Below are 24,658 nucleotides of genomic sequence, written 5' to 3'. Positions count from 1 at the left end.
ACATTCGTATGGGTTGAAGTGATCGTAACCGTATCGTTTCCTGATCCAAGGTTAATATTGAGCGTCTCAAATCCAGCATACCTAATTCCAGAAGCATGCATATCCAGTCCGTTAATCGTCGTCCCGGTCAGAGTCCCGCTATTATCGCTCGTTTCTCCGGTCTCTGTTATATTCAACTGGTCTGATTCACTACCGCCTTCGATCTCTAAATACGCCTGGATTCCGTCAGCTGTGTTCGCGGCATTTCCCACATTAATCGTATCGATTCCGGCATTCCCGTTGACCGTCGTATGGGCTGCTATAGTTTTAACATTAATTGTATCTGGGCCTGCGTTTCCGCTGATCGTACTCACGCCACTGATCGATTCTATCGTGATCACATCGTTCCCGGTCCCGCTATCCAGATTGGTTACATTCGTATGGGTTGAAGTGATCGTAACCGTATCGTTTCCTGATCCCAGATTTATGTCCAAAATTTGCAGAGTACTATAATTAATACCTGTACTCATATTTAAACCGGTGATCTGATTACTGGTCAGAGTACAAACACTGGCTGTATTATTTCCGGTATCATCGAGGGTCAACATATCTATCCCTGCCTGACCATTTACAGTTAAAGAAGCAGATATATTATTTACGCGCCCATTAACATTGAGCAGCTGCGGATTCCCAGCTATATCCCAGTTCCCCGCATAACTACCAACATTGATCAGGTCATTATCATTACCGGAATTGATAGTTGTTTGTCCGGAAATTGCCCTGACATTTATCTTATCATTACCGTCTCCACTATCTATCGTCGTCTGTGTGCTATGAGTACTCATTATAGTTACTATATCAGCCCCATTACCCAATAAGAGGTATACGTTTTCCAGACCTTTATAGAAAACAGAGCCGCTCATACCGTTAGATACAGTAACTCGATTATATGTATAACTGTTCAGTACCTGTTCACCTTGAGCATAATAAGCCAGTTCTCCTCCGAAATAAGTCTTCACTTCGTTGCCGAGATAATATCTCAAATCTCCGGAATCATGAGTCTTGATCGCCCAATTCGACATCAAGGTCGCGTCTCCACCAACTAGTCGATATACCAACTCACCGCGACTATGTAATACAGAATTATTAAACTGGTCCTTAATAGTCGTAATGGTATACCTGAGCACCTTCCCGTTTGAATCCAATTTCAGAGCACCACTGCCGTCTACCATCGGCTGACCGATCTGGACTGCTTCATCGCCGTAATAATAATAAGCTTCTCCACCGGAATAGGTTAATTGAGTTCCATTCTTGTCCACCACGGCGTCATGCCTGTTGTGCATTTTTACCTGGCCGGGCAAATATGTAAAAGCAGAACCGTCTGCGTTAAATACCTGCTGCCCATTTTCATCATAAACAAGTTCTCCACCAAGATATTTTTGGTTTTCACCATTGATGTGCTTAACTGGCTCTCCTTTGAGATGAAGCAACGGATCGCCTACCTTGTGTACGACAGGTTGGCCATATAGATCATAGATCACAGCCCCGGTAAATGAATCTTTTACAGGATCCCCTGCTTGATAAATAGCTAATGTATACGGATCAATTTGTGCTTGAGCAGTGTAATAAAGGAGCTCACCGCTTACGAGGTCAACCTTCTGCTCACCACCAAAATATGTTTTTTGAGTTGGGTTTGAGGTACCTTCATATACCAAAGGTCTGCCGGTACCATCATAGGCAAGTTCTGATAATTGATAGGTATCAAGAACTGCATTAACCGCGAGGTTATTGCTCGTATCTATAATGTATAAAGTATCATTACCTGCACCTTCAGAGTGTATTATTTCAGTACGTTCGTAATCAACGGTATGGGTCCTGTTGGCCGGGATTAATGCCGGTTTGCTCGTCACCGTAAAAACCCTATAGCCATTATTATTAATATATAACAGCGACCCATTAACAAAATCTGTGATCAACGATGGCAATCCGGTATTGGTAAACGTTTTGCGGTTTTGATTATCAAGATAGACCAAAGCGCCCGAAGCATCGGTTAGGATTACCCGAATGCCTGTATTCGTGAACACTTTCTGACCATCTGAATTGTAGTAGACCAGGCTACCGTCCACCGTATCAATAATACATGGAATTCCGGTATTATCAGAGGTTTCCTGCCCACTCTCATCTAAATAGATTAAGACATTGTTAACCTCTTTTTGAACCCCTCTTTCCTGCACGCCACGCTCATGAATCGCCTTCTCCTGAACCATATCCATTACCAGCTCACCGCTGCTGTTTATGGTCACGACATGCATAATTACCTTACCATGCCCATCATCCTGCAGGATTGGCAATGTCTGTGGTAATTCGTAGTATACTTTGTTATTGCTGGCATCAGTGTAAAACAAATTGGAATGAGGAGTCGTATTTACCAGAACTTCCGGCAAATTGTCCATCAAGCTTCCCAGACTTACGGTTGTTACCTGATAAACATTCTCGACCAGATCATCATTACCTAAGAACGTAACATTATCGTGAATTGCGCTTAGTGTATTATTACTACTTATATAGACCGTATCATCTCCGCTGCCGCCAAGTATATTCACTTTCCCGCCGATCTGCCTGACATAGACGGTATCATTACCATCGCCACCGATTATAGTGCTATTCATACCGGTAACCGGGGTTACATTTATATAAGCATCCCCCCCATTAGCGTATCGATGAAGTTCTCCCTGAGCTATATATATATCGTCATTACCGGCACTCAGCCTTACCTCCAACTCTTCAATCCCGGAGATCTCAATTCCGCGATATGCCTCGGTATCAACCCTGGTCCCGGTCGGTAGCCCTAGACCTTCAAGGCTCTGGTAATTGTCTACCATCAACCCGTGCTCATCCGAATCTTGTTTAAATATCTGATTGCCCTGCTGATCTTCTCCTACCTGGACCATCCTTTTGGAAGACCGGTTAGTAATAAGACCTGGTAGAGATGACCCGCTCTGATTATGAACAATCAACCGGTCTCCTTTATCTTCTTCAAGACCACCGCCATCAATAGTCACCCTGCCTTTGATATCTGATATGTCATAACTGCCTTCAGCTTTGAAAGCGTATGCCAGCGGATCAACAACAACTGAAGGAGGCTGGACTATTTTGGAACGCGCCTCAGGATGTCCTACGCTGTAATTAAAGTTTAGTGCACCTACATTAATAGAGATCGTATCGTCATACCACCACAACCAGGACCACCATGAACCTATCTCCTCCCAGCTCACACCTGAATAGGAACTACTATCGAATCTAAAGTAAGGAATTAACCAATTGCACAAACTAACAAGATCATTTATATACCGCTGAATAGAAACATTTGGATTCATTCCATCCTGGCACCACTGGTCCCAGCTGATCTCAAAACTAAAATTATTAAAAGTATAGTGATAGCTGTCATATACTATTTCCGGAGGCAATTGAACAATAAATGCAGGAGGCGTATAGGTGTAAGAAGGAGGATCAAATACCATTGGAGGAGGTGTGCCGCCTAAATGAATAGTGTCATCACCTGAACCGCCGGTAACAGAAACCTCTAGCGTAGCCAGAGTGCTTAAAACGTAGATATCATCGTTCCCACCGCCGCCGTCTACTTCGATACGCTCTATACCCTTAAAATTAACTATTCTACCGGCACCGGCAACATAGGTATCCGTTATTACGAACACATCGCCAATAGGGGTCCCGACAATTACGATAGTATCAACACCAGTTCCGCCATTAATCGATACCGGAGCATTCTGCAGGTAATTATAGCGATTCATACCTGAACCACCAAAAACATTTGACAAGTTAGTTATCTGATCAGGGTTAGTTGTGTTTTCTTTTAAAACAAGAAAGGTCTTAAGCAAAAAGATATCGTTTCCTGCACCCCCATGGAGATACAAAGCAGCCCGATTATGATTAACTTCAAATCGATCATTCTGACCTGATCCCAAAATAAACAATGGAGCCGAATTACCATTAGTCATATTATTAGTATCAGCAACCGGGACACCATTAGGATATTCTAACGTACGATTACCGGTATCCGATATCATCGGTACTGTTCCGATTACTATTTCATCATCACCGCTGCCCATATCTACAATAGTTATTATCGCTGTATTATTTGATAAGAAATGATCATCACCGGCATAAGAATTGATCATCAATCTATCCATCGCCCTGAAGATTATCTTTTCGGAAGAAACACTACCTGCATCACCGACAACAAGATTACCGACACTATAAGCTCCGCTGCCGGACGCGTTCATAGTATAGGTATCCGACTTGTTAGTGCCGTTCACAACCAGTTGGCACACGCCTGAGGTTCCGTTATTGTCGAGATTGTAATAAGACCCGCTGGCACCTCTCATATTCAGGATTATATTTTCCGCATAGATGTCTGCTTCATTGCCTTTGGTATCGATATATACCGTCCCGATCCACGGAGTGACATAAATAGACGTTGCCCCTACCCGGATCGAATTATCCAGGTCCCCGACAACAATCGTATTATTGCCTTTGCCACCATAGATCATAGCGATATCAAAAATGTTATTCAAATCTTCGACTACGGCACCGGAGGAATACCAATCACCAAGAACAGCTAGCGTCAACTCAGGATCATCACTATTATTAATTATCGCTGCAAGCTCGCTATCACTCTTAAACGTCTCTTTAAGGAACACTCCGCCGGAATTATTGAGGATAGTACCTACAACAAATTTATTATTGAATAAGGACATATCTTTATTATTAGTTTCCAGTAAGGTGTCGTTGCCGCCGGAATCAAAGAAATAGTCTTTACCTTCTCCTCCGGTAACAAGATCATCGCCGTCCCCGCTGTTAAGGATATCGCTATATTGAGTTCCTATCAGCCGGTCATTTCCCGCTCCGCCTCGAAGGTCTACAATTATTATATCCGGATATATTTTTGTATCTGTTGCGCTGATTGGCCCAAACCCAGAAAAGTTAAGAGTATCATTGCCCCCCTTGGCGTCAATTACCACTCGATCGCTTTCAGACCTGACACTGCCCGAAATGATGATATTACTGACTCCCTGGTTAACGACCCTGACATCCTGCATCTTGCCAGTGAGTGGATCAGAGTTGATCAGATATCCTAGAAAGGAATCCTCGGTATCATTTCCTTCGATCGTTATCGTGTCCGTTGCTCCATCGTTATATACAGATCTAATCGGGGTATACACGCTGACGATGTCACCTGTTGTTGCCGAATCGCCATCAAGGTCTTCAAGAACATATTCATATCCGGTAGTAACTACCTGTTGCCCCAGATTAACGGTTAATTTGTTCAAGCCGGAATTTCTCAGGTCTCGAACAGTAATATTATCTGAACCACTCATAGCATCGAGAACAATTTGCTCTACATTGTAGCAATTAATAGATCCCCCATTAACATATTGAGCTAAAACTCTATCCTGTGCCGGCGTTGAAATCACTATATTATCAGCATTGACCGTTGCGAAATGTGCGAAAATATCGTTCCCACCTTCACCATAGATCGTGCTGCCCAAACCAAGAGTATTAAGATTGATCTTGTCATCTCCGGCGCCCGCATAAATAGTATTTGCGTCGCCATTACCATCAATTTCATCATTATCATTTCCACCGTAAATAGTATCAGCTCCGCTGCCGCCGATAATACGGTCAGAGCCTGCATCACCCTTCAGCGTCGTTGTACCTGTCCCGGTATATTCGATATAATCATCGCCATCCCCACCCTCAATATAAATAGTACCGTTGCCGGACGCATGTATATAGTCAGACCCGCTACCAGCACTTATAGATACAAGGCCTTTGCTATCACAAATTATTATGTCATCACCGGCTCCCCCGTTTATGTATACGGGGATCTTCACACTATCTTTAATAGTTATCGAATCATTACCATTGCCGCCATCGGCATAGATCGCAGTAACATTCTCGTATATTTTACTGCGGCCCATGGCAGTAACCTTAATAGTCGCATTCTGAGCAGTCCCTGCAACCTGCTCAATAAAATATGATTCATCGAGTGCGCTATTTGCCAGATCCCTGTATTGTCCTCGGGTATCTCCCATATTAAGATAAAGGTTACCTCCGCTCCACGAATGCGCCGCCACCGGCGTATTGCCCGCATCACCAGCCAGATACACAGGCTTTGGCAATTCCATATAACCAATGGTGAAATAAGCAGTTTTGCTTATTCTAACGAAAAGGATCTTAATACTTACAGTAACACTTAGCTCAATTTTGACAGTACCGGAACCTTCAGCCCCAAAGGAAAAACCCAGGCCAATGCCGCCAAGTGTGATACCAAACACCCTCGCCTCTACTGAGGCCGAACCACTCAAAAGAAACTTATAATGTTCTTCCTGAGATGGTGGAGGTGACTTGATCAGCTCAGAGCTTAGATGAAAATTGAAATCGCCTACCAACCCGAAGCTGGAACTCCCTAGAGTCATCCTGCCACTAAGGTCCACACTGAAATTACCGTCGGAATCAACATAGCCATAACCGTTAAGGGTTACAATCCCAAAAAAATCAATACTGGCAATAAAATCGAAACGCCATTCACCCCCAGTTACTACTACTTTAAAAGAAGCATTAAATTTAAGGACTTTAATTAATGAGATCTCCCCGGTCAGTGAGAGATAAAACGAATTAGCTTTGATTGATACCTTGTTATAGGTATGGACAGATCCCGTCGTATTGATCTGCAGTTTACCGGCAGCTGTAACATCTATTATTGCAAGATTGGCATTAAGTGAAATATTCACCCATAATACAATACCGTCACTATAGACCCCAGCCCCGCCACTAGCATCAAAACAGAAACCGCCAATTGAAAAACTAAGGGCAAACTGCATTTCGAATTGACTATTAGTTATAAGGATATCAAGAGAACCCGACCCGGTAGCAAAATTCTTGAACTTAATTGCCGCGTCAATATGGAACCTGAACCCAGGAGCAATAACTGTCGCATTCCCCGGCACAGTCTTGTTGACCCCAGTGGTATTCAGCTGGATAAGTGCCGAACCGCTAAACTCTAAACCAAGCGCAGCACCAAAATCGACACCGACATCTACCTGGAGGCTGGCAACAAGCCCTGGAGCTCCAACATACAAATATCCAACCACATTCAAGCTGGCAAAAGGCGACATATCAAGAGACGCCTCAGCATAGATCTCCAGACTGTCACTAATCGTAAAAACAAATAATCCATGTAGAGTTACCATCCCCGCGATAGCCAGATCGCCCTTAAGGTATAATTTCATACCAGAATGCAAAGTAGCAGGACCGAGTTCAAGATCACCAGTAGTTGAGTTACGCTCAAGAAGCCCGGTCTCAGGATCGATCATAAAAGTAGTAACGGTCTTGTCCGTCGCATAGGTATTAAATTCCAGTACGAATTCTCCACTGAGATTGATCCCTGGAATGATCCCTTTACTGGATAGGGTCAATTGGACCCGTCCGACAACACCGGGATCAGCTCCGGTAAAAATTCTAAAATAAATTGTCCCGGACATGGCGCCGAGAAAACTGATATTAGTACCAACCGCACCGGTAACTGTTGTGTCGATCGGAGCGCCTTCCCCGTCTAAATTGATTGTTACACCGACAAACCCATATAAATAAATGAGATTCATAAGTTTGACTTCGGCAAGGAGAGTAAGCTTGATATAAATTGCAGCCGGATCTGCTGTCGGGGTCCCATTGTCATTAGGTGCGGCCTTATATATTTCAACACGTGTTGACTGGCCTGCTGACAATAAAGGAATAAAGGCATCAGGCATAATAAAAACCTGATCCTTCATAGTTGTATTAAACATTACCTTAACTTTGCCGGTCATTTCAAAAATACCAGGCAGGGGAGGCAATCCAGGTATTACTGATGAACTGGCAGAAATATCCAGCATTCCGGCTACACCAGTATTAGCTCCGGACATAACAATAACCAACAGACCTGTTGCCTCAGCATTAATCCCCGATTCTCCGCCAACACTCAATGTTGCCGTTACAAAAATCTCTATTTTCTCAGTATTAATACTAAGGACAAACCCGCCGCCAAGGACAAAAATCGGATCAGCCGCCGGATGTACCGGATCTTTTACAAGCATTGTACCAACCACTTGAATTAAGAAACTCTTAGGGGCCAGGTTAAAAGACTGGATTTCACCACGCACATTAAGAACATAATTTCCGTTGACTAGTTCTTTTTGAATAAAATATTGTTTTTGCCCATCAATAATACGCCATTTTTGACCAGCCACTGTCGACTCTACAGTTGCACCTGCCCCAAGAATGATCCCACCATTTGCAGGCAGCGCGAATAAATCTTTCCATGCCTGACTAACATTATTACGTTGCAATTGTACTATCGGCAGGGAACTTATCAATGAAAGGTCTACAAGCTGAAAAAGAACGTCTCCAGGTATTCCTTCAAAAGTTAAAGCCTCAACCTTTTCTACAGATGTCGTATTTATCTGTAAAAGAGCTTCTCCGGTGATAAAAACACCATACTGCTCAAGGAAAGCAAAATTTGTCTGTAATTTTACTACGCCCCAGAATTGTGGAGTACCATCGGTTTTGTCAGAAGCATCAAGGATAAACCTGCCTGCACCGGAAGCAATATTGCCTAGCTTGTAGACCTTAACAGTTCCGGACATATCAACTGCGAATACTTTACGCTCAAAATTAAGATCGAAAATAACCTGGCCTCGGATTTCAAGTAAAGGCTCTTCAAGAAGACCAAGGGCTTGCAGTTCAATTCCGCCCTGTATCATTATCATGAAAGAACGACCGGAAGAATCGGCAGTCCCTATTTCTTCCATTACATTAAACGACTGAGTGCTGGAACTTGCAGTATTTCCTAATGAATCCGACCAACTGCCTTCAATAAATTCAATAGCAACTGTCCCGGTAACAAAAGCACCTGTAAACGTGTACCTGTAGGTATTTGTCGCTGCGTCAACCAGTACAGGAGCAACAGACGGATCAAGTGCAGCCGTACCTTTGCCCGTACCTGATAGTATAAACTCTGGAGTTGCGTCAATAACACTAGCCGCGTTCAGTGCTGTTCCGGCAATAGTATTAAAACTGATATCAATATATTTTCTGGTATTAAGCGTAGTTCTATCAATAGAAGAAACTGCACCAGGATCAACTACTGAGGCGGTCAATGCCACTATAGTAAAACCCTTGGTCTGGGCTAGATTCGTTGTCGTAATATCCTGCCAGGTCCCGGCAATAAAATCAATATTTACGGCACCTTCAGTGAATGCCCCATCAAAATAATAACGATAGATCATAGTTCCCGGAAGTAGTGTTGGAATATTGCCTGATAGCACAACACCAGCCGTTCCAGCACCGCTAAGACTAAACTCAGGAGCTCCGTCTATAATAGAAGAAGCATCGAGTTCTTCCCCGGAGGAAGGCTTATAACTGATATCTATGTAATGTCTGTTAATTGTTGAAGGAGTAGCAACAAATGCCGTTCCGGCAAAAGTGCTATCGGCTGTTACTCCGGCATCATTTGCATAACTCCAGGCCCCGGAAATAAAAGTAATAATTACATCCCCGGAAGTGTATGAACCCTTCACCCAGAAACGATACTTATTCATTGTATTATCAATAAGGACAGGAGCCTGCGTACTATCCAGCAGGACACTGGCAGCTCCAGCGCCACTCAAAACAAACTCAGGATCAAGATCGGTAACCGATCCTGAATTAAGGATCATCCCTGCAGGGACATTCAGCGAAACATCAATATACCCCCGGTTATTAAGCTGGTTCAATCCAACGATCGAGCCATAAAGCGAATCGGCTAAATTAGCAGTTGTTCCCTCTACAGTAAATACTTGAGAACTGGTCAGATTAGAATAAAGTGTATCTTCAAAATTGCCTTGTACAAAATTAACTGAAACATTTCCTGTGGCGAACTTTCCACTGACATAATACCGGAACACATTTGTTCCTGGTAACCGGGTAAACAGTCCACTGATAGTAACATCATCACTGGCAGTACACGCCGGATCAAAAGCAAATTCATCGCCGTCTATACTGGTAAGTTTTAAGGTATTATTTAATGTCGGATAATAGATAACGTCGAGATAAGTCTTTTCGTTGTATTGAGCAGGATTAACAATAGTTATTGGATCAAAGGTCTGGCCTGTCTTAATAAATGACCAGGACCCGGTAATAAAACTAACGGTCACGGTCTCTGTACCATCATAAGCGTAATTGCCCCGGATCCTGTAACTAAAGGTATTTGTTCCACCTATTCTTACAGGTGCTTCGGTATCTAATAGTTCAATGGTCTTACCGCTATTATGCGTCAAGGTTATTTCTGGCAAAAGGTCAGTGACTGAAACAGGATCAAGCTCGTACCCGGCTGGAGCTGTTGGTATCGTTACATTAAGAAGGATCGCATTAGAAATCGTAACAACAATATTGTCGGTAGCGTTAGGATTAACGTATGACCAGCTTCCAGGTACAAAAGACAGAGTTACATCCCCAGCAGAGAAAACTCCATTTAACCAATAACGATAAGTTCTCTCACCTGAGACAAGTATAGGAGCCTGAATACTATCAAGTGCAACTGTACCTAGTCCCGGTCCGCTCAATTTAAACTCTGCACCGGTATCAGTTATAGATGCAGGATCGATCAGATAACCTGCTGGTGGTGCGGGCAGTTCCACATCTATATAATGCCTGTTATTAAGCGTATTAATATCAATAGTACCACCTTCAAAAGGTCCATTCAGCTGAGCCGTCGGACCTTCAACTTTCACTTGTATTTCAGCGGCACTGACCGAACTATTGGTATCCTGCCAACTACCCTCAATAAAACTGAGTGTTACTATTCCTGGAACATATTTATCATCAGGAAGAGTAAGGGTATACCTGAACCTCGTAATCCCGGCATTGCTTAACCGCGTGTAGAATTCAGAATCAGTTTCATCGCCAATTTTTGTAATAATTACATATGAGTTGATTGAGCTGGCCAATCGCGCATTAAAAGCAACATCGCTCTCTCCAACTTCCCTTATAATAGCTTCAAATGGTTTATCCTCAAGAACAACTGGAACAGGAGCAGTCCCAACTGTAATGCTTATACCGCCCATATCCATAGTGAATTCAGCTGCCGCATCTAAAATTGAAGCATAATCAAGTGAACTTCCAGGAGTCGGAGTATATATTATGTCGATGGTTTTTGCCTTACCATTAAGCACACTTACATCAGTAACTGCTCCGGTAAAAGGATCAGAAATGCTCGCGACGGGTGCAACAATAGTAAAACTTTCAGTATAGGCAGAATTAGTCTTCAGATTATCTCCCCAGGTATTCTGGCTAAATACTATAGAGATATCACCAGCTATAAAATCACCGGTCAGGTAATACCTGTAAATATCAGTTCCAGGCAATTTTAACGGGGCGGCATTCTTAAACTGTATCGAACCTTTGCCGGTACCATTTATAGCAAATTCCTGTTCGAGGTCGGTTATGGAAGATTCATTAAGTGAATTATTTTTGGATGCACGGTATTTAATGTCTATATAACCAACATTAGCAGTAGTGTAGTCAAGTACAGTAACAGTACCTCCAACATTACCAACCTGAGTTCCACTCGCATCTATATAGAACCAGCTATTATCTTTAAAAGTCAAAACAACCGTATCTTCGGATTCATAATTTCCATTAATCCAATAACGAAAAACATATGTGTTTGCATTGAGGTCTTCACTAATTAGTACAGGACGCTGGCTCAAATCTGGGGTAATAATACTGCCACCTGCTCCGGTAGCTCCATCGAATTCAGATTGAAGGTCAAGGATGGAATCTTTATCCAAAGTACATCCGGCACCAACAATATATCTGACATCAAGATATCCACGATTATTCAAAGTCCCGATGCCTACAGTGGCTTCATTATAAGGGCCAGACAGAGCGGCCTCAGGATTTTCACCGGGAAGATCAACAGTAGTAAACTCTACTTCATTACCACTAGCATCCTTAAAACCCATTTTCAATTTGCCATAGGCAGTAAAAACTCTAACTTGGTCGGGAATATCTGCCAGGAAGAGAATAGTTATATCCCCAGCTGCAATCTTAGAAAGATCAGCATATAATCTGCCGCTGATACTTATATTATCTGCGGCAAAATTAAGCTTACCGACAACAAGGAATTTACCGTCAGTACTGAACTTGATCATGACCTGCCCATTAAACGTTTCCTTAGAAGTATAGTTGTCAAATATCTTACCGCTTCCAGTTATGGTCATCGGGGAGGTAAACGCTGCTAAAAATCCACCCAACCCAGGATTTGCTTTGACAGTCAAGTATTGTGTCGCTACCTGTTGCTTGACCTGTGATAACCATGTATCTACCGTAACATCTGTCGGCAATCCGAACACAGGGTCCCGGAGTTTGAAGGGATCATCAATTGAAGGAAGGGTCGTAAAAAATTCTACCCCGGCAGAAAAATCATTTATCGCAATCCCTGTCTGGGCACCGATAGGAATCCCGGCAGGCAAGGTTACATTAATGAATACACCTAAAGGCCCGAGCTCAGAGAGTGCCAACCTGATAGAAAACCCGCCCATTCCCGCGAACTTAAATCCGCCCTGAAGGCCCATAAACATAATACGGGCATCGATTTTAGTAACTGTATCAAAAGAATCGATAATATTGCCTAGAGCATCGAGCTTGAGGATACCGCCGATCAGTGCCGCATCGATTTCGCCGCCAAACATTCTACCCTTAACACCAACACCTATCGCACCTATATCTACTATTGGGAATTGGCCGGCCATAAGCAGACCAAGGTCAATCTTTATATCGTCAACAGTACCGGAAAAGTTAAGCCCGGATACCCCTTTTATACCTGTAACCGTAGCAGACAAAGTCAAAACAAAATCATCCGGGTCAGCTTCAATATCAGCCCACTCGATACCTATTTTGGATATCTTTATCGGCAGCCAGCTTGGCCAGACAAAACTATCAGCAGTAGCTCCACCTAAAATCAGAAAAACGCCGAATCCCGGTAAAGCTTTGAAAGAACCATCTCCAAGAAACGCAAAGTTACGGCCTTCTCCACCAATTACTACTGACCCGAAAGCAACTGTTGCCGACACTGATCCTACATGGAGCATCTCTTCATTGTCAGCTGCACCGGTATCAAGAATAATGTCGACGCCGCTAAGCGTAACAAATTTACTCAATTTTACTTCTATAGTATCCACGCTGAACTTAAACGCCTTAACTTGACCATGCTCAAATTCCAGCGTAGCACGTAACGCCTCGGTGTCAGCTATTCCACTGACATCAGTAGTTTCCGCGGTCAGCCTGTCCTTAATTATTACGCTCACAGGACTGCCAGGGAAAAATTTCGCCCCGCCGGAAGCTATGAATATTTCACCGTTAAAATCTACAGCAGATCCATAAACAACCTCAAAATTGGTAATCCCGATACGTATATCATCAAATTCCAGAATACTGCCAAGTTTTATTGCCGGACCATCACTGGCATCATGTGTCAATTCCCCAGCGCCGCTGAGTGTAACGCCATAAGCCAATATAGCCGACCCGATCTTAAACCCATTTGTCCTGACTGTTAGCGCTGGAAGTTCGGCAGTAGAGGTAATAACTCCAGCAACCTTAATTCTGTCAAAACTGATCCCGATAAAATCTTTGACTTCAAAAATCTTCTGGGCTTCTCCACCATTAGCAGCCGGATCATAATTAGGATCATAACCAAACTCAATTCCCTTAGCATTAACCCTGACAATATCAGAGATCTTAATTTCCAGTGTCTCAATCTTAACCGCAAAATTTCCCGGAACAGTAAGCGCTGAACCGACATTGCCACTTAGCAATTTAAGGACGTCCACTTCCATGTCAAATGTACCGAGGATCCCTGTCAAAGTAGTTGAAACCGCACTATCTGCACCGCCAAAAGCTAGTCTGGCCTCATCAGCTCCAATAGCTATGGTCAACACTAAGTTACCTTTATTAAAAGTTACCCCTGCAATGCCAATGGATGGTCCTACAATAACCAGAGGACCTATAGAATGCTCAGTATTGGCCGCGCCCATATCCTGAGCGTCACTCTGCACTGTGAACTGATACTCCGATTCAATATTTGCTAATACCTGAGTAGGATCGCTGATTTTTTTAAAAGAAAAAGTATTAACCAGCGCTTTTATTGTCACTTCGCCGCTGGCAAAAACATCAATTTCATTAGCCGTGTTTTTATCGGTAATCGTATATCGGTAAGTAGTTTCAGATAGTTTCTTGTAACCGCTGAATCTGGCATCTCCGGCACCTGCACCTGTAATAGTTAGCTCAGTTCCATCAATGCTGGCAATATCCAGCGCATACCCGTCCGGTCCGATAAAAGTCACATCAACATAACTCTTTGCCCGGATAACAGTAAGGTTGACCTGCGCACCGCTAGTAGGATTGCTGAGAATAGCTACCGGAACGATGGAAGGAAGAGGATCAGCTTCAGAAGCCTTTGTAGCCAAGGTAAATCGCTCGGTTTCAACAACATTATTAACACCGGACTCATCAGCAAATGCCATCGGAAGAAACTTCAGCGCAACCTGCCCATCCTCAGCAAACTGCCCGGAGAAAGTATATCTGAAAATATTTGTTGCGATTTTTGTTGCACGCCCGTTAATTGTCACTCCGGCCGGCGCTGCACCATTCAGTGTTAATATGAACTCGGAAGTATCATCAGTAATTGAGGATTCTTTTATCCCAACACTATTGGGATCATTAAAAACAACATCGATATATCCTCTGGTGTTTAATTCAGCCCTGTCAAAAACTCCACCGTCATAAGGAAGACTCAGGTCCGCAGTAGGTGTCCTTTTCTCGATAGCCGGGGCTGCCATTGTGGCGCCTATACCAAAAATCGAAAACCCGCTAACCTTAATATCCTGTAAACGGAAACCCTGTCCTCCACCTAAGGAAAAATTAGCAGATCCGGTTATGGAAAAAATTTCCTGCTCGCTGCCATCTGCCCTGGGTATGTTTATCGAAACGGTTGCTTCTGGTACTGCAACATCAACTTCTCCGGTTGGCTTACGTGTAAATGTAACATTCTTCTCAGCCGAAGTCTCCAGCTTAAATACATTACCGATATTGATGCTAACCTGACCTTCAAACATTTCGATTCGGTTATTTGAAGCAAAGGCGACAACGACCGAACCTGAATCAGGGATATTAACCGTATCATTTACAATTCTTCCACTGGTATTAATCTTTACACTTAATTGACCGGAAATAACAAACCCGGCACCAAGCCCAATTACACCGGCATTACCGGTAGCCATAATAGCGTAGGTCCCATCAAGAAACTTAACAATTCCCAACGAACTACATGTTACCAATACTCCAACTGCATCCGGATTACGATCGCCGCTTTCAAGTTCCGCAGGACCTTTACCTAAGAAAAGCTCGACATTTTTAGCTCCGATCAAAGTACGCTCAGTTGCGAGCCCAGTATCTACCTTCGCAATAGAATAATCACCGCTTAACCGCAGGTAATCACCTATGGTAAGAGTTGCATTGGTACCTGAAAAACCTTTCAGGTTACCTTCGCCGGTCTCAAACTTAACCCGGATTTCTTTGCTGTTTACGGTTATGGTCTGATCAATAATCTGTCCTGTAGTATTGATCCTGAACGCCAACTCACCCTCAAAAGAAATAACATTCCCTACATCAAGAACAATATTGCCTTTGAGTATTCCGGCAACACCGGTCTGATAAAAAATAAACCCGCCATATCCTCCACTGATCGCGCCTTCACCAAGAATGTTAGTAGCAATATCGGTTGCGCCAACCCTGATGATCTTAGTCCCATCATCCAGAGTTACCTGTTCAATCTGGTACGTACCAGTCAACGCAATGCCCGCTATCGTTAACGTAGTATTGTCTAATAAAATCCTGACATAAGGACCTTCAGGAAGATCTAATTCTATTGGATCACCATTGAACTCAAAAGATTCCTTTATAGCACTAGTACTATTGCTAATCGCTAAGGAAACTGTTGAGTTGAATGAGAATACCGGATCGGGATTAGGAATGGTTAACGCGACATCCATACTAATCTGGGCGGCAATACCCTTATCGGTTATAACCATGACGCCACTGCCATTAGTAAGGCTGATTACATTCTGAGCTGCTCCTTCGGCCCCATCTAAAAACGAGAAATGAATATCGGAAACGCCAACCTTTATTATATTCCCGCCATTATCATTAACAGACTTTTCAAAGAAAAAATTACCGCTGAGTGTCTGACCTGCGATGGTAATTGCTATGCTACCTGATGCCCTAAGTAATGATGTTGAATAGGTAAGATCAACATCCGGGGTACCGCTTCCGGTCGGGACTGACATCTTCCCCCCGGCTAGCTTGCTAAAATCAACGACATCCGGGCCAGCCCGGGTCCCATTAACCTCAACCAGCAAATTATCAGCCTGGATGGTAACAGAATCTACCCCTACAAGAGCAGCGCTTCCGCTAGCTTTAAGAGCATAATATTTATTACCGTCATTTGCAGTTGAATTAAGTATCGCAAGTCCAAATGCTACGTTACTTAAAGCAATACCGATTGCACCTGTAGGATTGGCCTCATAGGTACCATCATTATTTGTATCTGTCCAATACGGGCCGCCGATTCCGGCGAAGACATACACATGGCTGCCACCGACTTTGAGAACACTAACTTCTTTCGTCGTATTGTCGCTCAGAATTACAGTCGCAATTTCACCCTTTTCAAACGCAAAATTTCCACTCACAAAAACGTAATCACTGATGGCAATGGTAACATTGGCACTGGCCCGCAACAACGCCCCAGCATAATCAAGATCAACAGCCGGAGTCTCCGTTCCTGTCGGAACAGTCATCTTCCCACCGGCTAGCTTGGTAAAATCAACAACAGATCCCTCACTCGCTCCATTTACATCGATCTGTAACGAATCAGCTTGCAATGTTATATCAGGAATACCGAGTAGAGCGGCGGCTCCAGTAGCTTTCAGTGCATAATACTTCTCTGCATCAGCCCCGTTAGTTGGCTTCATCAGTGCAAGTCCAAAGGACACGTTGTTAAGTACTAACCCGATAGCATTATTTCCTGTTGGAGTATCAGTGCCATCAATTTTACCATCGTGGTTACTGTCAAACCAATAAGGTCCACCTAGACCAACAAACGCATAGATATTAGCTCCACCGATCTTGATAACCGTAACATTCTTCGTAGTATTATCAGCGAGGGTAACGAGCTCAACCCCACCTTTTTCAAACGCAAAATCACCGGCAATGTAAACATATTCGCTTATTCCAAGTGTTAAGTTGCCGCTAGCACGCAATAGGGAGCTACTATAATCCAAGGTAACTTCCGGATTTCCTGCTCCAGTCGGAACTGACATCTTTCCATCGGCTAGCTTCGTAAAATCTATCACAGCGCCCTCACTCGCTCCGTTCACTTCCAGAGAAATTGAGTTTGCCGTTAAGGTGATATCGGATATACCGATAAGTGAGACCCCACCAGTCGCTTTGAGTGCATAGTACTTTTTAACGTCCGCAACATCTGTTGGTCGCATCAAAGCTAACCCAAACGCAACATTATTAAGCGCGACACCGAGAGCACCTTCTACCGGAGTATCAGCACCATCAATTTTCCCGTCAGTATTACTATCCACCCAGTACGGCCCGCCTACTCCTGCAAACGCATAGATATTTGAGCCACCTATCTTAAGTACAGTTATTTCCGTACTAGTCGTGCTCCCTTCAAGGGTCACAAATTCTTTGCCACCCTTTTCAAAAGCGAAACTTCCACACAAATAAATATATTCACAAATGCCCAAGGTTACCGTCCCACTTGCCCGAAGCACGGCTTCATCATAATCAAGTTCGATATCAGCTGCTCCCGTCGGGATCAACATCTTCCCTCCGGCAAGTTCCGTAAAATCCACCACGTCACCGGCACTCGCTCCGTTCGCTTCCAGCGAGATCGAAGTTGCAGTCAAGGTGATATCGGACATCCCAACCAGGGATACACCACCACTGGCTTTTAGCGCATAATATTTTTTTACATCCTCGGCATCAGTCGGCTTCATTAATGCCAGGCCAAAGCTCACATTCGTTAAGGCCAGTCCCATCGCTCCTGCGGTTGCCGGAGTATCAGTTCCGTCGATCTTCCCGTCATTATCGCTATCCACCCAGTACGGTCCGCCGATTCCGGCAAAACCATAGATCGAACTTCCGCCGACCTTAATGACAGACACATCCTTTGTGCTTGCATCAGTCAGCGTTACAGTTTCAATACTGCCTTTTTCAAAAGTAAAATTACCGCTTACATATATATAGTCGCTTATTCCTAAGGTCACGTTACCCCTGGCACGAAGCAGCTGCGAACTAAAATCGAGCTCAACTTCAGAAGTCCCATTACCTGTAGGAATTAGAATCTTACCACCGGCTAACTCAGTAAAATCTACTGCGGCACCAAGGCTTGCTTTGTTAACTTCCAGGGTCAATTCTTTTGCCTGCAAAGTAAAATTAGTCAAACCGACCATGGCCACGTTACCAGTTGACTTAAGTGCATAATATCTCTTGATGTCAGATGCATCAGTCGGGCGCATTAATGCCAAGCCAAAACTTGCATTACTTAAGGCAAGACCTAATGCTGTATCAGCTGCCGGAGCATCATCTCCGTCGATCTTCCCGTCATTATTGCTATCCACCCAGTACGGTCCGCCGATTCCGGCAAAACCATAAATCGAACTTCCGCCGACCTTAATGACAGACACATCCTTTGTGCTTGCATCAGTCAGCGTTACAGTTTCAATACTGCCTTTTTCAAAAGTAAAATTACCGCTTACATATATATAGTCGCTTATTCCTAAGGTCACGTTACCCCTGGCACGAAGCAGCTGCGAACTAAAATCGAGCTCAACTTCAGAAGTCCCATTACCTGTAGACACAATCATTTTTTCATCAGCCAGTTTAGTAAAATCTATTACCGGACCTTCACTCGCTGAGTTAACTTCAAAAGACATTTCATCAGCCTGAAGCGTCAACCCCGGTATACCTACCAGAGATACGCTTCCGGTGGCTTTGAGTGCGTAATATTTTTTAAGATCAGCACTGTCTGTTGGTCTCATTAAAGCCAGACCGAATCCCACATTATTAAGTATCAAACCAACTGCACCGGCTGCAGATGGGGTATCATCGTTATCGATATCACCATCCGGTTCACTGTCCACCCAGTACGGTCCGCCAATACCGGCAAAGCCATAAACGTTACTGGCACCGACTTTTAACACTTTTACTTCTTTAGTTGAATTATCACTCAAGGTCACGGTTTCCACAGTTCCCTGCTCGAACGAAAAATCTCCGCAAACGTATATATAATTCTGGATACCGAGAGTAACATTCCCGCCCGCTCTTAACAACTCGTTATCAAAATCAAGTTCCACATCCGGAGACCCGCTGCCTGTAGTTACAAGCATCTTACCGTCAGTTAAATTAGTAAAATCTATTACGTTGGTAATCACTTCGCCTTGAGTATTGTAAGTCTTGTTAACTTCTATCGTCATTTCATTCAGCGCGAGGTCCAGTCCGCTAATGCCTACAACCGCGGCGCTGCCTTCTGACTTAAGCGCGTAATACCTGTTATTATTGAGCAAATCAGTTGGCTTTAATAAGGCCAATCCAAAATTGATATTGTTAAAGATCAAACCGATAGCACCACCTGATACAGGGGTATCAGTGCCATCGATAACACCGTCATGATTACTGTCTACCCAGTACGGCCCGCCAGCTCCAACAAAACCACGGATATTATTGCCGCCGATCTTGACTACACCCATCTCAGTAAAGGCGGTATCTCCAACAAGTTTAATAGACTCAACCGCACCTTTTTCAAATGCAAAATTACCACTTAAATATACATAATCCTTGATCCCAAGAGTAAGATAAGCGCTGGCTTTAATAATGGCTACATTATAATCCAGTGCTATATCAGGGGAACCGCTACCAGTCGGAACAAGCAGATTACCACCTGCCAGTTTGGTAAAATCTATTACTGGTCCGGCGCTGGCACTGTTTACATCAATCTTGACCTTGTCTGCCTGAATAGTCATATCAGAGATACCAATCAGACTTACATTGCCGCTGGCTTTGAGCGCATAGTATCTCTTAGTGTCAGCCGCATCCAAAGGCCGCATTAAAGCCAGTCCGAAGGTAACACTATTCAAGGCTAGCCCCATTGATCCGGTCATCGGAGTATCAGCTCCATCAATGACATCATTACCGGTACTATCTCTCCAGTACGGACCACCTAGCCCAGCGAATGCGTGGATATCATGCCCACCGATCTTAATAACTTTCACGTCTTTTGTTGTATTGTCTGCAAGGGTAACAGCTTCTACACTACCTTTTTCAAAAGCCAGACTGCCGCTTATATATATATAATTGCTTAGACCAAGACTGCCGGTACCGCTAGCTCGCAATACCGAAGAACTGTAATCCAGCTCTATTTCAGGAGTTCCTGTTCCTGTCGGCACAATTAGCTTACCAGCAACCAGTTTAGTAAAATCTACTGCATCTCCCAGGCTAGCTCCGTTGGCCTCAAGATTAAAATCATCTGCCTGGATTGTTATATCAGGTATCCCAACCACACTTACACTACCAGTTGACTTAAGAGCGTAGTACCGTTTAGTATCAGCGTCAGCAGACGGTCTCATTAAGGCCAATCCAAAGGCCACGTTACTCAGGGCAACTCCCAATGCTTGCGCAGACTGCGTCTCGTAAACACCGTCACTATTATTATCTACCCAATATGGCCCGCCTATTCCTGCAAAAGCATAAATACCATGACCACCGATCTTAATTACTTTCACTTCTTTAGTCGTATTATCTGCAAGAGTAACCGTTTGATTATCACCTTTTTCAAAAGCGACTTTACCGCTAATATACAGGTATTCGGAGATGCCAATCGTTGCATTCCCGCTCGTCTTCAGCATTTCTCCGGCAAAGTCCAACTCCATATCATCAAGTCCGGATCCGACCGGCACCAACATTTTGCCGTCGGTTAACTTTGTGTAATCAACGACGGCAACAGGATCCCCGCTCACCTTATCAAACGCCTTATTCACCGTCATTTCTGCATTGGCATAAGCAAGCGTTAGATTATTCAAACCGACCAGCGCCGCATTTCCGGTAGCCTTGAGAGCGTAATACCTGGAATTATTAAGTGCGGCAGTTGGGGTCATAATTGCTAAGCCAAAACTTATATTGCCAAAAGCAACACCCAGAGAATTAGCATCAGGAGTATCAGAACCATCTATTATGCCGTCAGCATTGCTATCCCAATATGGCCCGCCGATTCCGGCAAAAGCATGAACTGAATTTGCCCCGATCTGAATTACTTTTACATTTGTAGAAGTCTCGCTGCCGACCGGCGTAATATCGACGGCACCATTATTCTGGTAAACGAAAGTTCCGCAGATAAATATGAAATCATGTAACCTTAATAGCCCGGTAAGCTCTATGTTCTCCAGATTACCCTCATCAGCCAAAAACTTAACCGCTATTTGGTCAGAAACCCCTAATGTCTTATCAAGCTCCTGACCGGTAGTATTCTTCCTTATCTTTACATTACCCTGAAGACTAATATCATTAATTCCTATCAAAGAACCTGTGCCAATTCCGGTCATTGCGTACGTCCAGCTCGGAGCAAGCAGCTCCCCGGTGGTGTCATCCTGCGCAAAATGGCCCAACATAACTAACCCCAGGTCTGAAACAGTCATCAGCAAACCGGTACCCTGCTGTCCGGCAAACATCGAAACATCTTCAACGACAAGTTCTATCTCGGCATCTGAAAGCTGTACTGTAAATATCTCATCAAAACTCTTACCGCTAATATCTGACAAATATAGTTTTTGATCAATCCCGTTAAGCTTGATATTTGCGCCGGTATTCACATCGATCGAGGCATTGTTCAAGTCAGTTTGAAGAAAACCTGTATCCATTCCGATATTAATATTATTAAGGTCTAACAGGACATCGATATCCATATTACGTAATATGAAAAAAACTGTTTCTGCAATAGGGATACCACCATCAAGCAATTTGTTTAGATCGATGCCAAAGGCTATATCAATCGCAATGCCAGATTGCAGGGAAACAGAAGCAACTCCATCGGACTCCAGACCTAGTGCAGTCAAAAACGGTCCCAGATCAAAATTTACTCCAAATTGAGGGTTTATATCGAAGGAGACATCAAAAATCAATTGTGGACTGCCGTTAATATATGTAAGAGATGCTCCCAGATTAGAACCGGCTAATTTAGGATTGATCTCAGCCTTAATCGCATTGACGATCCCGCTAATCTCAGGCTCATCAGGTAATGCGAAATATGTAGCCAAAGCATCATGGAATTTTAGCAGATCGCCAATCTTGTATCCGGCTGAAGTAAACAGTCCATTGATGCTTTTATTAATAACAGGGATGCTACTGTCAAATGGAGTAAACCCATTGATCATCCCTCCCAAATTATCCAGCTCTAAAAATAGTTGTAACAAGTAACTCTCTAAATTCAGCCCAAGAAAATCACCCAGACCAATCCCGCCAACAACGACATCACCACTAACAGATAGATTACCATTGAGAGATCTCACATCTACATCATCGCTACCACCGGACAATACTACGCCAGCCACAGAAGGCAGAGATTCACCCATGCTTCCAGCAACACCAATTACATCAACAACAACATCATCGCAATCAACATAAACAACGCTACCGCCACCATTCATATTGAAAGCCACAGAATCACTATCATTAGCTTGATTATCAAGCAATATATTACCACCGCTAGCCATCACCTTTAACTTGCCAGTCAAAATAGATGAACCGACAGACTGACCTGCACCGCCAGCGCAAGACACCTGAAACAGGCCAGAAGCTCCAGAAACTCCACCACCAGTACTTAGACCGCCCAGACCAATTATATTTCCAACAGAAATAGATCCAGAATCATTAACAACCGTAGCAACTCCACCGGAAGCTCCGGCTATTCCAGCGCCCGATGAATTACCGCCAGAAAAATCAATATTGCCAAGCAATAATATATTACCAACCCCGGCATTCTTTATAAGAATCTCGCCACCAGACACACCAGTCAGCCCACCACTACCAGCTGACGAGATATATCCCCCAATCGAAGAAGCTATACCCGCACTAGAGACAATAGAGATATCGCCTCCGCCAGAAGATATATCATAATCCATACTAAGCAATAAACCAGAAACCAAGTTTACACTTCCACCAAGAGAGGCTATATTACCACCAAGAACAAGACTAGCACCACGACTAGCAAAAACAACATTGCCATCAACAGCAACATTACCACCAACATTCACCGCCCCAGCCGCATCAACTGAAACAGACGAAAGACCAGAGCCACCGATATCACCTAAGAGCTCAACCGTAGTTCCAGCTTCAATAATTAAGTTATCAACAATACCATCATTTTTACCAGTTATTGAGCCTGAGATATAAACGCTACCCGTTGCTCTTAAGGTTACATCTCCGTCGATAATCACCGAATCGTTAATAATAATATCGCCACCAGTAATTATGCCAGCACTATAGGTTGTTGTATGCCCAGATCCATATATCACAAAAGAAACCCCAGCAGAGCCAACAATAGGACTATTAATATGAACCTCACCACCAGGCATTGGAGCCATAATTGTTACATTGCCAGTTAACAGAAACGGATTATTATCGTTTTGATCAGGAGACCCTATTTCGATTATGGAATTATAATCAGGACTGCCTATTATAATATTTTCATTATTTGAGGGTAATTCATTGACATTGATAATTGGCTTATTAGGATTGAAATTCACGGTGCTTTTCGTTGAAACAACTGCTGAGCGAAGGGGTATACGTGGTAATTCTATAGATAACACATTACCAACTCCAGGGTTACTACCTTCCTGCAATTGGGATTCTTGACTATCAACTATAGAGCCCGACCCACTGACTACCTGGGCTGGCGGTGCATTTGATGCGTCAAGCGTTAGAACACGCATCGCTGCACTATCCATAACACTCACTTTTGGCGGAGCATTTGCGGCGTCAAGTGTTATAACTCGAGTTTCACTATTATTAAGAATCGACTCGGAAACTGCTTGGGCCACACATTGAGTAGCCAAAACGATACTGGAAGCACTCGAAGTTGAAGCGTTAAGAACTGGCTGAACTTCCTCGACAGACCGATCTGAAGTTACAGTTTGTGAATCAAGACTATCATCTGCAACCGGAGTATTTTGGTCATTATCAACAACCGAAAAAATGTTCTGATATAGTGTTTGATCAAACAGACTATCAGCACTGCTCATTACATTATAGGTATTATCATGAAAATCATTCTGGGAATTATCAAGAAAACATTGTTGTTCAATGCTGCTCGTAACAGAAGTTCCGGAAGACACAATCAGTCCTGCTCCCGTCGTATCTATCGACAGTAGAACTCTTGGCTCTAACGATTCTAATTGATATTTGGATTCACTACCCATATATATATTTCTTCTCCAGAATAAAATAGTATCATTAAAAAAAC

1 protein-coding gene is annotated in these 24,658 nt (G+C 43.5%); it reads right to left on the bottom strand.

The features are described 5' to 3' along the window. Positions 1-24,614 (bottom strand): hypothetical protein (locus DKM50_08215; protein ID PZM79632.1); only part of this gene is annotated, 24,614 nt, incomplete at its 3' end. Positions 24,615-24,658 lie beyond the last annotated feature (44 nt).

The sequence above is a fragment of the Candidatus Margulisiibacteriota bacterium genome (genome assembly GCA_003242895.1).
GTDB lineage: Bacteria > Margulisbacteria > Riflemargulisbacteria > GWF2-39-127 > GWF2-39-127 > GWF2-39-127.
The sequence above is the reverse complement of the archived record's forward strand: the minus strand, read 5'-3'. Positions and strand labels throughout refer to the sequence as shown.